At 52.0% G+C, this 16,395-nt stretch carries 14 protein-coding genes; all 14 read left to right on the top strand.

Annotated features, from left to right (window positions below):
* The first annotated feature begins 148 nt into the window (after window positions 1-148).
* A complete protein-coding gene (locus AQR02_RS19505; protein WP_054941897.1) occupies window positions 149-4,642 on the top strand; it encodes an SDR family NAD(P)-dependent oxidoreductase in 4,494 nt (1,497 codons plus the stop codon).
* Window positions 4,635-5,870, top strand: coding sequence for a beta-ketoacyl synthase N-terminal-like domain-containing protein (locus tag AQR02_RS19500; RefSeq protein ID WP_054941896.1), 1,236 nt, complete (start codon window positions 4,635-4,637; stop codon window positions 5,868-5,870). The genes AQR02_RS19505 and AQR02_RS19500 overlap by 8 nt, the downstream gene beginning before the upstream one ends.
* The gene (locus tag AQR02_RS19495) at window positions 5,867-6,610 is read left to right on the top strand and encodes a thioesterase II family protein (RefSeq protein ID WP_054941895.1); all 744 of its coding nucleotides are present in this window, start codon (window positions 5,867-5,869) and stop codon (window positions 6,608-6,610) included. The genes AQR02_RS19500 and AQR02_RS19495 overlap by 4 nt, the downstream gene beginning before the upstream one ends.
* Window positions 6,607-8,214, top strand: coding sequence for a non-ribosomal peptide synthetase (locus AQR02_RS19490; protein WP_054941894.1), 1,608 nt, complete (start codon window positions 6,607-6,609; stop codon window positions 8,212-8,214). The genes AQR02_RS19495 and AQR02_RS19490 overlap by 4 nt, the downstream gene beginning before the upstream one ends.
* A complete protein-coding gene (locus tag AQR02_RS19485) occupies window positions 8,195-8,848 on the top strand; it encodes a hypothetical protein (RefSeq protein WP_054941893.1) in 654 nt (217 codons plus the stop codon). The genes AQR02_RS19490 and AQR02_RS19485 overlap by 20 nt, the downstream gene beginning before the upstream one ends.
* Before the next feature lie 12 nt (window positions 8,849-8,860).
* Entirely contained in the window at window positions 8,861-9,535 is a 675-nt protein-coding gene (locus tag AQR02_RS19480; RefSeq protein WP_054941892.1) for a 4'-phosphopantetheinyl transferase family protein, read from the top strand.
* Window positions 9,536-9,714: 179 nt separating this feature from the next.
* The gene (locus AQR02_RS19475) at window positions 9,715-10,416 is read left to right on the top strand and encodes an accessory gene regulator B family protein (protein ID WP_245237557.1); all 702 of its coding nucleotides are present in this window, start codon (window positions 9,715-9,717) and stop codon (window positions 10,414-10,416) included.
* Window positions 10,388-10,558, top strand: a complete 171-nt coding sequence (locus AQR02_RS31480) for a cyclic lactone autoinducer peptide (protein ID WP_082451913.1) — start codon at window positions 10,388-10,390, stop codon at window positions 10,556-10,558. Before AQR02_RS19475 ends, AQR02_RS31480 begins: the two co-directional genes overlap by 29 nt.
* A 527-nt stretch (window positions 10,559-11,085) precedes the next feature.
* A complete protein-coding gene (locus AQR02_RS19470; RefSeq protein ID WP_245237556.1) occupies window positions 11,086-12,042 on the top strand; it encodes a sensor histidine kinase in 957 nt (318 codons plus the stop codon).
* Window positions 12,043-12,057: 15 nt separating this feature from the next.
* Window positions 12,058-12,792 (top strand): LytR/AlgR family response regulator transcription factor, encoded by a 735-nt coding sequence (locus AQR02_RS19465; protein WP_054941890.1) that lies wholly within the window; start codon window positions 12,058-12,060, stop codon window positions 12,790-12,792.
* 209 nt (window positions 12,793-13,001) lie between these two features.
* Window positions 13,002-13,505, top strand: a complete 504-nt coding sequence (gene ruvC / locus AQR02_RS19460) for a crossover junction endodeoxyribonuclease RuvC (RefSeq protein ID WP_054941889.1) — start codon at window positions 13,002-13,004, stop codon at window positions 13,503-13,505.
* Complete coding sequence (ruvA, locus tag AQR02_RS19455; protein ID WP_054941888.1) at window positions 13,502-14,125, top strand: Holliday junction branch migration protein RuvA; 624 nt, start codon at window positions 13,502-13,504, stop codon at window positions 14,123-14,125. Before ruvC ends, ruvA begins: the two co-directional genes overlap by 4 nt.
* Before the next feature lie 26 nt (window positions 14,126-14,151).
* Window positions 14,152-15,156, top strand: a complete 1,005-nt coding sequence (ruvB, locus tag AQR02_RS19450) for a Holliday junction branch migration DNA helicase RuvB (RefSeq protein ID WP_054941887.1) — start codon at window positions 14,152-14,154, stop codon at window positions 15,154-15,156.
* A 38-nt stretch (window positions 15,157-15,194) separates the two neighbouring features.
* Window positions 15,195-16,395: SpoIID/LytB domain-containing protein (locus tag AQR02_RS34625; RefSeq protein ID WP_245237555.1), on the top strand; the 1,201-nt coding region annotated here is incomplete at its 3' end.

The following is a 16,395-nucleotide window of genomic DNA, read 5'->3' as shown; positions in this document are numbered from 1 at the left end:
AGGCAGAGCTCATGGAACAAGCCATACAAGTGCCGGTACAGCAGGTGATGTCTGAAGCTGCCCCGGATGCCGCCGACCTGCTGGATTTCTTGAGATTCCAGAAGGCATGAGCGATAAAAGTCAAAAAACATTGAAAGAGGCGAACGCAATGAGAGCAGGCGAGTATATATTTGATCAGGTCAAAAAAGGGAATCTGGATTCGGCGGCCGGCAAGGCCCTGCTGGAAGAGATTATTCCCGATGATATCGCTATTGTGGGCATCTCCTGCGAATACAGCAATGTGAAGGATACCTTTGAGTTCTATCAGGCGGTCAAGCACGGGATGAGGGGCTTTAAGGAGTTCCCGGAGAACCGGATTCAGTACATTCCGAAGGATCATGACTATCTGCAGAAGGGCGCTGACCACCTGAAGACGACACCGGAGGAGTTCCTGCAGCGGCTCTGCCGGGAGAAGGGGGCTTATCTGGAGGATATCGATACCTTTGATCCCGAGTTCTTCGGCATTTCCCCGGAGGAGGCCAAATATATTGACCCGACGCACCGTCTGGTGATGAAGCATTCCTACCTGGCGCTTGAAGATGCGGGTATCCGGCTGGATGCCATCAAGGACAGCAAAACAGCAATTTATGTAGGAAAGGACAAGTCCATTACCGCCAATTACCGCTCAGAGATCGAAGAGGATTCGAACTATGTGAACTCCGGCTGCTGGGAGGGCATACTGGCCAGCCGCCTCAATTATATCTACAACATGTCAGGGGGCTCCTTTGTCATTGATACCGCCTGCTCTTCCTCGCTGGTGGCCGCTCATCTGGCAGTGAAGACGCTGCGTGACAAGGAAATTGATACAGCGATTGTCGGCGGGATCGCGCTTGGCCTGTTCCCCCGCCAGGGCAGTGTGCTGGACCAGTACAGCAATGTAGAGACCTCCCGTTCGTTTCTGAAGGTGTTCGATGCGGAATCTCAGGGAACGATCTTCGGCGAAGGGGTGGGAATTGTCATCCTCAAGCGGCTGAAGAATGCAATCGAAGACAACGACAATATCTATTCCATTATCCGCGGAAGTATGATCAACAGCGACGGCAAATCGAACGGGCTGACCGCTCCTAATCCGCATGCCCAGAAGGACCTGCTACTGGAGACTTATGAACGCAGCTCCATCTCTCCCGAAACCGTAGAATACATTGATGCCCATGGCACCGGCACCAAGCTGGGTGATCCGATTGAAGTCAGAGGACTTACAGACGCGTACAAGCAGCATGCGGACAAAAAGGGCTTCTGTGCCCTTACCAGCCTTAAGGAGAATATCGGGCACACCGTAGGTGCTGCCGGTGTAGGCGGACTGATCAAGATGTCGCTGGCCTTGCGGAATCAGGAGATTTTCCCCAACCAGTCCTTTGAATCGCCCAATGAATATATCAAATTTGTCGACAGTCCTTTCTATATCCCCACAAAAGTCCGGAAATGGGAAAGAGGCAAATATCCCCGCCGAGGGGGGATCAGCTCTTTCGGATTCAGCGGCACCAATGCCCATATCGTACTGGAGGAATATGAAACACGCCGCGAATTCGTGAAGTCATCAGCACCTTATCCCTTCGTTTTCTCGGCCCAAACCGCAGAGCAGCTGATTGCAGTCCTGAATAAATTCGTGCGCCAGACAAGCAGACTGGAAGCCTTCAGCCTGCACAACATCTCCTATACACTGATTCATAAACGGAATCATTTCAAGAACGGTATCGGGTTCGAGGCAGCATCCTTCGCAGAATTCACCGGCAAGCTGCGTGCAGCCATTGGTGTTCTGGCCAGCGGACAGGCTGCAGAAGGAATTATTCAGAGTGAAATTCAGGAGATATCTGGTGATATGAGGAAGCTGATGCAGCACCGGCTCAAAACCGGCTACGACCAGTACATGACAGGCGAACTGATCCAGTTATATCTGGAAGGTTATGATCTGGCACTGGAAATGTATCCTTATCAGGATGCAGTTACGCTCTCCTTGCCGACTTATGAATTCAAACGGCAGGTGCTGTGGGCAAATGTTAAAAAGCATAACACCTACGAGAATTCCGGGCCCAGCCTGCCCGTGCAATCCACACTGATCCGCAAACAGACGCTGAAAACCGGGCATTCCGATGTCTACACCGTTCAGCTGTCACCGGATGACTGGTTCGTCGACGATCACCGGATCGGCGGCCAGCGGACCTTCTCCGGAACTACCTATACGCAGCTCGCCGCTGAGCTGGCGGTCCTATATTTCGGAACCCCGGCGTTCCAGCTGGAGAAGCTCTATTTCAAAAATCTGATTCAGCTGGAGGATAAACGCAGAGAGTTCCAGATCCATGTCAGTAAGAGTTCCTCCAAACAGCTGGAGATCGAAGTCTTCTCCTATGAGAATCAGGATATGAACAACTATGTGACGCATGCCTCCTTTACGATCAGGCAGTCGGAGCTTGGGGCTGCGCCGGAGGCTGTAGATGTGAACAGCATGTTCGAGCAGCAGCTGCTGACCGCAGACTTCGGCTCCGAGGAGAATAACTTCTTTAAAGGCCGCTGGGATTTCGCCAAGCAGAATTTCCGCCTGGCCCGCCCGTCCGGCTCCGAGATCCTGCTGTCCTTGACGCTCCATGAGCAATTTGCCGGTGACTTGCAGAAATTCTACCTGCATCCTTCCCTGCTTGACGGCATTCTTGGCGCTATGGTGTATGAGCGTGCCCAGGCCCGCGGCAAAAGCTACCTTCCGCTGTCCTACGGCAAATTCTCCTTCACCGGCAAAGCGTTCACCGGCAAGATATATTCCAGGACAGAACTGCTCTATGACCCGGCCGGAGATCATGATGTCATTACGGCCAATATCTCCGTCTACAACGAGCTTGGCGAAAGGATTGCCTACCTGGACAAATACGTTATGAAGGCTTTTGCCAACGCCTATTTCAAGCCTCACCTGCATGAAGTGAGCTGGATGCCTTCGGCTTACCGTGTACCGGAGACAGCAGCTTCTGCAGCTGCCGGGAAGACCGTTCTGGTCGTCGGCGACGGGCGGGTGCTTGAGCTAGCCGCCGCTGAACAGCGTGAAGGTGTAGACCTGCAGGATTACACTGCGCTCAAAGCCTTCAAGCCTGCCGAGAAATATGATTTCGTGATCTATGCTCCCTGGTTTGGCGAGTCCCTGCCGGACACCAGCGTCACCCAGCAGGAAATGCTGCATTACTTTGACTTTGCCAAGCAGGCCAATTCGCTGGTCAAGCGCAAGGGTAAAGTGCTGATCCTGGCTGATAACGGCTTCGCTCTGGATACGGCTGACACCATGCTTAATCCGCTGAACTATTCCCTGCTGAGCTCAGGAAGAATTCTGGGGCTGGAGAATACCGGCTTCAAGACGCAAATGCTGAACCTGGCGGAATTCGACCTTGGGAAGCTCCTCAGTATCGCGGAGACAGAAGAGCTGGACGGCAAGAAAATGCTGGTTGACCATAATCAGTTGTATGAGGAAGCGCTGGTCGAGGTGAAGACCCCTGCGGATGAGAACCTTCAGCTGAATGAAGAAGACTGTGTGATTGTGACCGGAGGCTACGGCGGCATCGGGATGGAATATATCGATGTTCTGCTGGAACGCCAGCCGAAGCTGCACATTGCCATCCTTGGACGCAAGGATTCCTATTCCGCCTTGCAGGCCAAGTCGTCGCTGACAGCCGAAGAAAGCAGCAAGCTGAACCGGATGAACCAGGTGCTGGGCAAAGGCTCTAACGTGTCTTTCCACAGCTGCGATATATCGGACGAGGAACAGGTCAAGCAGGTTGTAGGCAGCCTGGCCGGAGCAGGAAGCATAGCCGGGGTTGTTCATCTGGCAGGGGTTCCGGAAGAAGGCATGCTCTTCACGAAGTCAGAACAGGAATTCTTAAATATTGTAGCTCCAAAAGTAACAGGGACCCTACTGCTGCGCAAATATCTGGCAGGACAGCCGCTGAAGTTCTTCATTGCCAGCTCCTCCATGACCACGATTGCCGGATCGGCAGGCCAGTTCTCTTATACTTTCGCCAATGCCTTTCTTGAAGGCTTCAGGGATGAAGCGGCAACCACAGTTTTGTGGCCGGGCTGGAAAGATACCGGTATGGCGCTGCAATTCGGCGATCTGGCCGCAGCAGACGAGCATTTATTGATGAAGTCACTTTCTTCGCCTGTCGGAAGGGAATACATCAGACTCTCGCTGGATAAGAAGCTTGGCAAGGTTATCGCCGGTGAGTTCAACAAAGTGAAGACGGCGGAATTCTTAGCCGAATATATCCGCCTGCCGCAGCAATATGCAGGCAGCAGCGCCGCAGCTGCAGCTCCGGATGCTATGGCGGAAGAGGCTGCCAAGATTCAGATTAAGGAGTACTCATCCTTAACGATCACAGGTGCCGACAGCCAGGATGAAGTGGAGAAGTTCGTCACGGTTGTGTTCGCCTCGGTGCTGGACCGCAATGATATTGATGTGAACAAGAGCTTTACGGATTTGGGCGGCGATTCGCTCAAGGCCTTTGGGATCTATGGCCCGGTGGCCGAGCAGTTCAAGATTGATATGGAAGTGGCGGATGTGTTCATCTATCCGACCATTACACAGCTCAGCCAATACGTCAGAGATTTGCTGGAGGAAGCGAATGAATGACCGCAGAGTAGTTATCGTTGATTCTGTCTATGATTACCCCGGCCGGGAATCGGGGAGTACGGAAGACCTGATGGCCCGCAAGAATGCGATTTGGCAGAACCGTGTACGTGAGCTTGAGCGAAACTATAATCAGGAGCCGGGTGAGGCCGCCTCCTTCGACGGAGTATTCTATCCCTCCATAGAGGAGCACTTCAAGCTGGAGCATATCTCCGGGCCGGACAGCAGATTCCTGCTGTCCAGCGAACGGATGACGCTATCCCTGCTGCAGACGCTGGCGGACCGGAATGTGCTGGGTCCAAAGAACAATCTGCTTGTCTCGATAGGAACCGCACAGACAGACAGCCTCTCCAAATTCGCATTAATGCGGGTGGAGGGAGAGGCATTTCTAGATGCGGTGAAGCTGATTGATCCGCTTGGCTATCTCAAGCTGCTCCAGCTGGGCCGTCCTCCGGCCGTAGAACTTATCAGTGAAGCCTCTACTTCGGGGATCAGCTCGATGTACAGCGCCTATGCCAAAATCCGCAAAGGGGAGTTCGACATCGCCCTTACCGGCGGATCAAGCGCGGTTACCTTTCCGGTCCCGTATGAGCTGTCCCAGTTCGGAATAGGCGCTGAACGCTACACTGAACCTTTTGAGGACGGGGCCTCAGGACGTTACTTCTCGGAAGGCGGGGCTGCCTTCCTGCTGAAAGAGCGGGAGCTCGCACTTAGCGATGGCGATACCATTCTTGCGGAGATTAAGGACATCACTGCCGGAACGATGGGCAACCCCGTCGTCAACCGCACCGCTATCAAGAAGCTGGTAATCCGCTCCCTGGAGAATGCCGGAATTGATCCGGAGGCAGATGTTTTTCTGGAGCTGTACGGCCGGGGCAATGAAATCGATGATACGGCAGAATTCTCCTGTCTGAAGACGCTCCAGAAATCCTACAGGAATCTGAAAGGCGGATTCCTGAAGGAGGGAGTCCATTATATCGTAGGCTATTATGGCCTGATCGGGGCCTGCCGTCTGCTGGATTCGCAGCGTATGCAGACTGTACTGCAGGGCCGGGAAGTGGCCAGCCCGAATGCTTTTATCGGCAGAATCAGCGGGGAGCAGTGGAGTATCAGCCCGGGTAATTACAAGCTGTACTCGGCCGTATCGTATTCGATGCACGGAAACTGCTACAATCTGCTGCTTCAGCTGGATGCAGAGAGCGTGTCTTCCCGGGGAGGTGCCGGCGAATGAAGCTGATTCTCCTGCCGTACGCCGGTGCCCATGTCAATGTATTCGCGGAGCTGCAGAAGCAGCTTCACGCCGGCTGCCCGGAGCTTGCTGTTCTGTCCCTGGAATATCCGGGTCACGGCAGAAGGTTCTCCGAGAAGCCCTCCGGCTCGATCAGGGACATTACCGCCGACCTGTTCTCCCTGCTGAAGAAGTCCCTGGACCCGCAGGAAGAGCTGATTCTGCTGGGCTACAGCATGGGTTCCCTGATTGCGTATGAACTGGCCCATACCTTAATAGAGTCCGGATACCCGGTAATCAAGCTGCTGTTCATGGCGGCCACCCCGCCGCACCGGATTGAAGCGGTGGATGAAGAGGAGCCGGACGACGATACGCTGCTGGAGCGCTGCCGCATCTATGGCCTGATCAAGGAAGGACAGTTTGCCTCGCAGCAGATGCGCCAGCTGTTTCTGCCGGCTCTCCGCAGCGATGTTACAGCGGTTAACCGCTATAACCTGGACAATCAGTACCGCTGCCGTAGGTTCGATCCGGCTATCCGGATCGCAGTCTTTCAAGGTCTTGAGGACCGGTCCGTCACCGCCATGCAGGACTGGAGCGACTTGTCGGAACGGGAGATTACGTATCATACCTACCCGGGCGGTCACTTCTTTTACTACGAATTCCAGCAGCAGGTATATCACCATATCTTCGGTTTCATCACATCCGGCCAGACAAGCCCATTCAAAGGAGGAAGCGGACAATGAACAATATTCTCGGCATTTTAGGAGAGAACATGCGGAAATATAGGGATAAGGTGGCGATTGCGGAGAGCAGCCGCTCCATCACCTATGGAGACTTAAACGCGTTGTCTAATATCTATCTTCAGCAGCTGCAGGTTAAGGGCGTTCAGGCTCATGATGTGGTAGCGATCGAGCTGGAGCGCAGCATCGAGGCGATTGCCGCTATGGTGGCGGTACTGAAGGCAGGAGCTGCCTATACCGTGATCAACAAGGACTATCCGGAGGGCCGCAAGCAGTCCATGCGCGAAACGATCCAGGTCAAAGCTACAATTAATGAAGTGCTGCAGCCGGTGCCCGGTCTGAGAGAGGTATGGGACTTTCCTGCACGGACTCCGGAGCAGCTCTGCTACATTGTCTTCACCTCAGGCACAACCTCTACGCCCAAAGCGGTCGGCATTCCGGACCGCGGTGTCCTCCGCCTGCTGGGGGATGAGCGCCTGGGCCTTGCCCCGGACAAGACCATTTCCCATATCAGTCCGCTGGAATTCGACGCATCGATTATTGAGATCTGGGGCGGGCTGCTGTCCGGCATGACCATTTCCCTGTTATCGAAGACGGAGATTCTGAATATCTATCATGTGGAAAAACGGATCAGCCAGGGTATTGACGTGATGTGGATTACCTGCTCCCTGTTCAACTTCTGGGTGGACAAGAAGCCGGACATGTTTAAGAGTCTCTCCCGCGTAATTGTAGGCGGAGAGCAGCTGAGCTTATCCCATGTCAATGAAGTGCTGAAGCATACCACTGTAGTGAACGGCTATGGCCCCACAGAGAACACCGTTTTTACTACCCTGGATGTCATGGAGCAGGGAAGTGTAATGCAGGAGATTGCCATCGGTACAGCGATTCATGGAACGTTGACCCATATTGTGGATGAGCAAGGGCAGAGCGCAGCAGAAGGGGAGCTTTATGCCAGCGGACTCGGGGTCGCGCTCGGTTATCTGGGCAATCCGGAGAAGACGAAGGAATCCTTCATCCAGTGGCAGGGCCAGGAGGTCTATAAGACAGGGGATCTTGTCCGGGTGAATGCGGAGGGCAAAATTGTCTATCTCGGCCGGAAGGATACCCAGGTCAAAATCAACGGCTACCGGATAGATCTGCAGGAGATTGAATATACCGTCCGTGCCCAGGGGATTCAGAACTGCCATGCTTTTGTCCGGGACAAAAAAATCTATCTGGCGGTCACGACCCGCTCCGAGAATATCGGCCAGGTGCTGAAGCAGCTGCTGCCGATCTACATGATCCCGTCCAAGATCGTATATGTGCAGGAAATTCCGCTGACCGCGAACGGGAAGACGGACACAAAAACTTTATACGAGAACCATTTCCTCAGCAAAAATAAAAAGCTCTCGCTGATCCTGCAGCAGTATCTGCCCGGCGCAGCCTTAAATGAGCAGACCAACATTTTTGAGCAGGGCGTGGATTCCGTCACCGTATGGGAGATTGCCCGGGAGATTAACCAGCAGTTCGATGCAGATATCAGCTTCTTTGATGTATTTGAACACCCGTCCATTGAGCAACTATCCAATATGCTGGGAGAGGAACATTATGCAGCGAACTATCTATGATTTTTTATACCGAAAATACGGCTTTAATCTCCAGGGCGGCAACACCGCCTTCCGCAGAAGGTTTACAGCGGGAATGAAAACCTATTGGGGACTCAAGCTCCTGGCGGTCGGGATCTATTTCTTCGTGTTCCTGCGCTTTGTGGGCGAGGATAAATTCATTCCGGGTGACACGTACTGGTTCGTCCTGAGTGTAGTGGGCGCCCTGGTTCTGATTAGTCTTTCCTATCTGAACGTGTTCGGCGCGTGGTACGCCATCGCACTCAGCAGACACCGTAAATGGATAGACTCGCTGCTGATCATTTCAGGTCTTTTGCTCTGCATCCGTTTTCCGGTGTACACCTTCGGGGAGGCTATGCCAAATGTCGGCGAGCTGCGGGAAACGCTGATTCTGCCGGGAATCCTGATGCTGATGCTGGGACTGTACCGCAAGATCCACTACCGGAGCACGGGAGTTGTACCGCTAAGCGCTTTGGCAAGTCTGCTGATTACTGCGGGCATTCTGCTCAAATATCCGATCCATTCCATTACACAGAGCATCTACTTAAGCTTTATACTGCTGATCAATGCCGGATTTGTAGCGGACCTGCTCCTGTTTCATTATTGGCACCGTAAATCAAAGGCCGGCGAACGATAAGGGGATGAGGCCATGATTAGTCCGCACTTGATTGATATGAGGGAGCAGCACACCTTCGAGGTTCAGAAAATATTAAGCTCTACCGAGTATGTGATGTACTGTAATATCTGTAACGAGAGTCGGCGCAAGGAATTTCTGTACGGGCGTTATGCAATCAAAAAAAACCTGGCTGACCAGACGGCGTCCTTCAAAGGTGAACTCAGCGGGATTACGGTGGAGTATGGAAGCCTGCGCTTTCCAATTATCAAAGACCAGCCGGTTGAGGTGGGCCTCAGCCATTCCAAACGGTATGTGCTCTCGGTGGTCTACTCCAAGGATAATATTGTGGGCATCGATATGGAAACCATCCGGCTGGATGTACCGATTGAAGAAATGCTGAGCGGCAGCGAAAAGGAACTGATGTCCGGATATGAATCCCCTGCCCGCTTCGCCTACATGTTCTTCAGCTGCAAGGAAGCGCTGGGTAAAGCGTTCAAGATGGGCCTGCTCGCGGATTATTCTATCTATGAAATATCTTCGATCAGACCGGAGAGCATGTTCGGAACGGAAGTATTCCGGATCCAGTTCAAGCACTTCCCCTTCCTGGTCGGCTATTCCTTCATGAAAAGCGAGCAGGAAATCTGCAGCCTGGTCGTTCCGCAGAAGATTGAGGTACAAGAGGTACTGAAGGTTCTGATCAACACTTGAGCAGATTATATGTTCCACCCGCCAATTCGCCGCCGCGCATCCGGACTCTCTGGATGTACGGCGGCGTTTTTAATAGAGACCGCTGTATTCGTTTTCACAGGTACGTATGATTTCGGTACATTTAGGACATGCCGCTCCGTTTATGCCTGCATTTGGTACATCTAAGTCATATCCTGGGCATGAACCGTAAATCTCTCAGAAAAATGTTTAATATTAAGGACAAGAGAGGTGACCAAGATAAGATGGAAGCTGAAGAAGCAGTAAAGATGGGATTTACCGAATCGCTGGCCTGTAGATGGGCCCAAAAGATGAACAAGGAGCGTGAGGGAGAATACATTGATTACCTGAAAATGAAGCTGGGATTTGAAATGCTGCTGATTAACCTGAGTAAGCTCGTTCTGGTCTACGGAGTGGCAATCCTGTTCCATCTGCTCTGGCAGACATTAATCATGCACGGCGCCTACTTCGCTATCCGCAAAACGGCGTTTGGCCTCCATGCAAGCAGCAGCATGATTTGCAGTCTGATAAGTGTCGCCATGTTCGTTGGCATACCTTATCTATGCGACCATTACATAATGATGAACAACTTGGAAGCAGGTCTCATTGGTTTATTCTCCACCTTGCTGCTTTACCGGTATGCACCGGCTGATACAGATAAATTTCCGCTGCTTGGCAAGGAAAGAAGAGAGAAATTAAGAAAGACAACAACAAAGTCCAGACTGCTGATTGTGCTCACCGCCCTGCTTATTCCAAGTCCGACAATTAAGGCTCTGCTGCTGATGGGAATTCTGCTTCAAGTGCTGATGATCTTGCCAATAACCTATAAACTATTGAAAAGGAGCTATAATAATTATGAAAACTATGACGCAGAGAATGTTTAACGAGGTAAAAGACGGTATGGCCGCAGCAGTGAGAAATGCGGCAATCAAGAGCGGTGATATTGCGATGGAAACATGCTGCATGACATTCTTCCACGAACCTAAAATTCCGATGGAGTTATTAAAGGCCTCAGCCCATAAATAACCTGCGATTTAAGAATCACTGCACGGCTATGAAACCAATAGAATCCGAAAAGGTCTCCAGTATAGGAGGCTTTTTTTGGGTATTCAGCTTTACTAGATTATCTTGTATGAATTACAATGATATGTATAGGGTTAAAGTACCAATCTTGTATAAAATTACAGAGTGGACTTAAGCTGAGGGGGATAGTTATTTTGGGAGAATTATTATCGGTTGGTGTTCAGATGTTAACACTTTCTTTGAGTATTTATATGTTAAATCAGGGAAGATTCAATCTGAAATTCAGTCTTGTAATGTTTATAGGCTCTCTTTGTATCGGATATCCTCTATACATAATGATTGGAATTCCCAGTATAATTATTATTCTGCTTTTTTGTATTGCATTAAGTTACTGGAAATCAAGGGGAATTGTATTCAGCATCATCTTTCCGATCATAGCGATAATTATTTCAGTAATCAGCGACTACATAACAAGCAACATATTTATCTGGATCTTTCATTCTTCGCTTGATGAAATTATCCAGGGAACTTTGTACATTATTTACTACCCTACTTATTTCGTGATCGCCATTCTTCTCACTTTCGCAGCCCGGTTTCTTTTCGCCAAATTCCAGGCGTATGAGATGTTATTCCGCAGATACGGAATTCTGTTCGCTATCCTTTGTGTAATTACGGTGGTGATTTTTTATGCCAATATCTTAATCGGCAAGCAGCAGGGATTCACGAATGCCAATATTCAGGCGAACAGTCTGCTGTTTGTATTTTATTTCATCCTCTTAATCGGTGTGTTCATGGTACTGACGCGCAGTGTCATGAAGGAGGCTGTCATGAAGGGTAAGCAGGAGCAGTATGAGCGTCTCCTGGAGTATACCGACAATCTGGAAATGATGTACACCGACATGCAGAAATTCCGCCATGACTATATCAATATTTTGCTGTCGATGTCCGAATACATACGCTCCAAGGATGTGGAGGGGCTCAGCACCTATTTTGACCAAAAAATCCTGCCGATCAGCCAGGGGATGCAAAACAATAACTACAAGCTGGGGACGCTGCAGAATGTCAAAATTCAGGAGCTGAAGGGCATTCTGTCCTCGAAGCTGATCCGCGCGCAGGAGCTGCACATCGATGCAGTAGTGGAGGCGGTAGAGCCGATTGAGGCCGTCAATATGGATTCCGTCAAGCTCTGCCGATGCCTGGGGATCATTCTGGATAATGCAATCGAAGAAGCCGTCAAATGTGAATCGTCGAATTTGCGGGTGGCGCTGGTCAAACGGACCGGAGGGGTACTGATTGCTGTAGCGAACAGCTGTCAGCCTGACGGCCCGGAGCTTCACCAGATTTTTGAGAAGGGCTTCTCCACCAAAGGTACAGGGCGGGGCCTCGGGCTCAGCAATCTGCGGGAGATCGTATCCCAGTGCGCCGGGGTAACGCTTGATACCTACAGAAAAGATGGTCAGTTTATTCAGGAACTGGAAGTTTACTAGACAGGAGGAAGCTTGATGCTGGAGATATTTGTGTGTGAGGATGACCCGGAGCAAAGGAAGCGCCTGAACTCTTACATAGAGAATTATATAATGATGGAGAATCTGGATATGAAGCTGGTTATCTCCACAGGGCGTTCCCAGGAGATCATCGACTATTTGCAGAATAACCGTGTCACGGGGCTTTATTTTCTGGATGTGGATCTGCAGGAGGAGAAGAGCGGGATTGCTCTTGGGGCGGAGATCCGCAAGTATGACAGTCTCGGTGCAATTGTCTTTGTGACCACCCACTCGGAGCTGACGTATTTAACGTTCACCTACAAGGTTGAAGCCATGGATTATATTACAAAGGATAACTTCACGGATATCCGCCAGCGGGTCATTGAATGTATCGATACTGCGAATACGCGCTATCTGCAGAATAAGTACAATAATATCAAGAAGTTCCAGACCAAATCGGGCGATAAGATGATCAGTGTGGATTACAATGATATTTTATTTTTTGAGACCTCGCCGCAGCTGCACAAAATCATCCTGCATGCCAAGAACCGCCAGGTTGAATTCTACGGCAAGCTGAAGGACATTCTCGAGATGGATTCCCGGTTCTACCGCTGTCACAACTCCTTTGTGGTCAATAAGGATAATATAGCTGAAGTGGATACCAAGAACCGCGAGATTCGCATGATCAATGGCGAGATCTGCTATGCCTCCAGCCGTTTTCTTGGAGGACTGAAGGATATTATCCCGCACTAACTATTGATAGAAGGCTTGTAAATATAGAAGGGCGGTTTCTGCACCGGGGTTACTTGGCAGATTCCGCTCTTTTTGCCGTGAGCAAATTTTTTCTCCCGCCAGAGGGATTTTTGCTATAATGGTTAGAAGGAATACATATGTTCGCTTAAGTGACGGACAATGGATGATTACGGTGGAAAATCCTGCCTGTGATAGAGGAGAGATTGGATTTGCGCATCTTGGGAATTGATCCGGGGCTGGCGATTGTCGGCTTCGGCTTCGTGGATAAGGAAGGGAATAAGTTAACACCGGTCCAATATGGTTCCATTCAGACCGAGGCGCATACGCCGGAGGAAGAGCGGCTGCTGCATGTCTATGAAGGCATGGTTCAGCTTATTGATAAATACAAGCCGGATGCGGTTGCGGTGGAGAAGCTGTTTTTCGCCCGTAATGTAACAACTGCGCTGCCTGTTGCGCAGGCACGCGGTGTGCTGATTCTTGCTGCTGTGCAGCGTGGGCTCCCGGTCTCCGAATATACGCCGATGATGGTGAAGCAGGCTGTGGTCGGTTACGGCAAGGCGGAGAAGAAGCAGGTACAGGAAATGGTGAAGCTGCTGCTGAAGCTGTCGGCTGTCCCGAAACCGGATGATGTGGCCGATGCGCTTGCTGTTGCGGTATGTCATGCCCATTCTGTAAGTCTTAATTCCAAATTAAATGAGGTATTGCGAAAATGATAGATTACTTAAGAGGACCGGTTGTACATTTGGAGTCAGAATATGTGGTGCTGGATGTCCAGGGGATTGGCTACCGGGTATTCTGCCCGAACCCATACGCGTTTGCCAAGACGGAGGGGCCAGTCACGATCTATATCCATTATCAGACACGTGAGGATGCGACATTGCTGTTCGGATTCCCGACGAGGGAAGAGCAGAAGCTGTTCCGCAAGCTCATTGAGGTATCCGGCATCGGGCCGCGTGTTGCGCTGGGGATCCTTACGGGAGGAACACCTGATCAGCTGATCGCGGCCATCTATCAGGAGAATATTACTTTCCTGACGAAGCTGCCGGGAATCGGCAAAAAGACTGCGCAGCGGATGATTCTGGATCTGCGCGACAAGCTGGACGGACTAAGCGCCGTTTCGATGCAGACCGGATTATTCGCGGTTGCGGCAGAAGCTGATGCCAAAGCCGCCGCGCTGCCTTGGGAAGAAGCACGGGACGCGCTGAAGGCGCTGGGTTATACTGAAGCTGAGCTTGACCGTGTCTGGCTGACGATGAAGAAAGAAGGCACGGATACAGGAACGGTTGATGTGCTGATGAAGAAGGCGCTGGGGCTGCTCTATATAGCGAAGTAAGCCTTGAAGAACGGAGTGATGAATAAATGGATGACCGGATCATATCAGCTAATCTAATGATGGACGAGCAAGCGGTGGAATTAAGCCTGCGTCCGCGTTATTTAGGCGAATATATCGGACAGAATCAGGTGAAAGAGAACCTTAAAATATATATTGAAGCCGCCAAAATGCGCAGTGAGGCGCTGGATCATGTGCTGCTGTACGGTCCTCCGGGCCTCGGCAAAACAACGCTGGCCAATATTATCGCCAACGAGCTGGGTGTAAATCTGCGGACAACGTCGGGTCCTGCCATCGAGCGGCCCGGTGACTTGGCTGCGCTGCTCACCAATCTCCAGGAGGGCGATGTGCTGTTCATTGATGAGATTCACCGGCTGCACCGTACGGTGGAGGAAGTGATGTATCCGGCAATGGAGGACTTTGCGCTTGATATTATGATCGGCAAAGGCCCGAGCGCCCGTTCCGTCCGGCTGGATCTGCCGCCGTTTACGCTGATCGGTGCGACCACGCGTGCCGGACTTTTGTCCGCTCCACTCCGCGACCGCTTCGGGGTGGTCAGCCGCCTGGAGTATTACAGCATTGATGAGCTGAGCTTCATCGTATCCCGCAATGCCGAACTGCTCGGTATTGAGATCATCGGCGATGCCGCCGAAGAGATCGCCCTGCGTTCGCGGGGGACGCCGCGGATTGCGAACCGCCTGCTGAAGCGCGTCCGTGACTTTGCACAGGTGCGCGGCGACGGGATCATTACACCGGACATTGCCGGTGAGTCCCTGAAGATGCTGCAGGTGGACCCGCGCGGGCTGGACAGCATTGACCATAAAATGCTGCATGCAATGATCAGCTCCTTCCGCGGCGGTCCCGTAGGACTGGATACAATTGCTGCCACGATCGGTGAAGAGAGCCAGACCATTGAGGATGTATATGAGCCGTATCTGCTGCAGATCGGATTTCTGCAGCGGACGCCGAGAGGAAGAATGGTGACGGCTGCTGGGTACCAGCATTTAGGTCTTCCGCTTCCTCCGCAGCAATAATGCAAATATACACAACAACTTCTAAGGGGGACTTCCTGATGAATTTTGCCAGTCGCAGAGGCATGAGAAAGCTGGGCCGGGCCCTTCTTGCGGCCACGCTGATTGCCGGCAGTTTTCTGCTTCCCGCGGGTGACAGCCATGCCGAATCCGGCCGGACCATCCGGGTTGCACTGTATGCCGATATAGGCAGCAAATATAAATCCACCGTCCCGTTCGTGACGCTGCAATCGAATGCAGCCTTTAATCTGGAGTCGGCTGCCGGAACAGCACTACTTCCGGTTCCGGCCAACAACAAGATTCGCGTCAGCCTGGACGGCTTCAGGGTTAAAGTGATGGAGACCCCAACCTGGCAGATCGCTGCTGACGCCGCGAAGAAGCTGCAAGCTTCTTCCGATAAACCGCAACTGTTCGTTACCACACGCGGCGGTGCCAGCGTGTATCAATTATATACAGGTCCGTATGTAAGTGAAGCTGCAGCCAAAGAAGGTCTTACCCGCGTAGGTAAGGCGGGGCTGTCTATTCCGGCTGGCCAGACGGTGGCCGTCAAGGGCAACAAGCATCTGCTCGCCGGAGAATTCGCTACTTCACAGGAGGCGGAAACCGTGCTGAGCAGCATTACCGATGCCGGAATTGATGCATGGAAGGTGCTGGTGTCAGGTGCTGATGGCAGTGCTAAGTATCAGGTATGGGCCGGTGAAGCGGTGAATGACAGCGAGTTAGCTGCGCTGCAGGCGAGCGCCGCTGCCGCGTTGCCGCAGCTGACCTGGACTGCCGGTGCGGTTAGTACCCCTGGCCTGATCATCCGGACGGATGCGGGGATGGACTGGATCAGCGAAGGGCAGGCCTTCCATTACATCGTATCCGGTACGGGGGCGAAGTTTGTGGCTGCCGGTAATGACAACGGCATTCAAATTGTGGAGAGATCCAAGCGCACCTACCGCGGTGATCTGGAACTGAGCGGCCTGGCCGGATCATTGGCGGTGATCAATGAGGTTCCGCTGGAGCAGTACTTATATGCCGTTGTCGGCGGAGAAGTTTCCTCGGGGTGGCCGGCGGAAGCGCTGAAGGCCCAGGCGGTGGCTGCACGCAGCTATGCACTGGCCCAGGGCAACAGGTTCGATGTGGCGAATGTGGTCGATACGACCCTTAGTCAGGTGTATAACGGCATCGGAGCCGAAGCGCCTGTCATTACCAAAGCGGTCGAAGCTACCGCCGGCGAAGTGCTGATGAGCGGCGGCA

The sequence above is a fragment of the Paenibacillus ihuae genome (assembly GCF_001368795.1).
GTDB lineage: Bacteria > Bacillota > Bacilli > Paenibacillales > Paenibacillaceae > Paenibacillus_AQ > Paenibacillus_AQ ihuae.
The sequence above is the reverse complement of the archived record's forward strand: the minus strand, read 5'-3'. Positions and strand labels throughout refer to the sequence as shown.

Bases quoted from the DNA above. Each gene is read 5' to 3' on its own strand.
- ruvB (WP_054941887.1), top strand. From the start codon at position 14,152: ATGGATGACCGGATCATATCAGCTAATCTAATGATGGACGAGCAAGCG.
- AQR02_RS19490 (WP_054941894.1), top strand. From the start codon at position 6,607: ATGAACAATATTCTCGGCATTTTAGGAGAGAACATGCGGAAATATAGG.
- AQR02_RS31480 (WP_082451913.1), top strand. From the start codon at position 10,388: ATGAAAACTATGACGCAGAGAATGTTTAACGAGGTAAAAGACGGTATG.
- AQR02_RS19480 (WP_054941892.1), top strand. From the start codon at position 8,861: ATGATTAGTCCGCACTTGATTGATATGAGGGAGCAGCACACCTTCGAG.
- ruvA (WP_054941888.1), top strand. From the start codon at position 13,502: ATGATAGATTACTTAAGAGGACCGGTTGTACATTTGGAGTCAGAATAT.
- AQR02_RS19465 (WP_054941890.1), top strand. From the start codon at position 12,058: ATGCTGGAGATATTTGTGTGTGAGGATGACCCGGAGCAAAGGAAGCGC.
- AQR02_RS19475 (WP_245237557.1), top strand. From the start codon at position 9,715: ATGAACCGTAAATCTCTCAGAAAAATGTTTAATATTAAGGACAAGAGA.
- AQR02_RS19500 (WP_054941896.1), top strand. From the start codon at position 4,635: ATGAATGACCGCAGAGTAGTTATCGTTGATTCTGTCTATGATTACCCC.
- AQR02_RS19505 (WP_054941897.1), top strand. From the start codon at position 149: ATGAGAGCAGGCGAGTATATATTTGATCAGGTCAAAAAAGGGAATCTG.
- AQR02_RS19485 (WP_054941893.1), top strand. From the start codon at position 8,195: ATGCAGCGAACTATCTATGATTTTTTATACCGAAAATACGGCTTTAAT.
- AQR02_RS19495 (WP_054941895.1), top strand. From the start codon at position 5,867: ATGAAGCTGATTCTCCTGCCGTACGCCGGTGCCCATGTCAATGTATTC.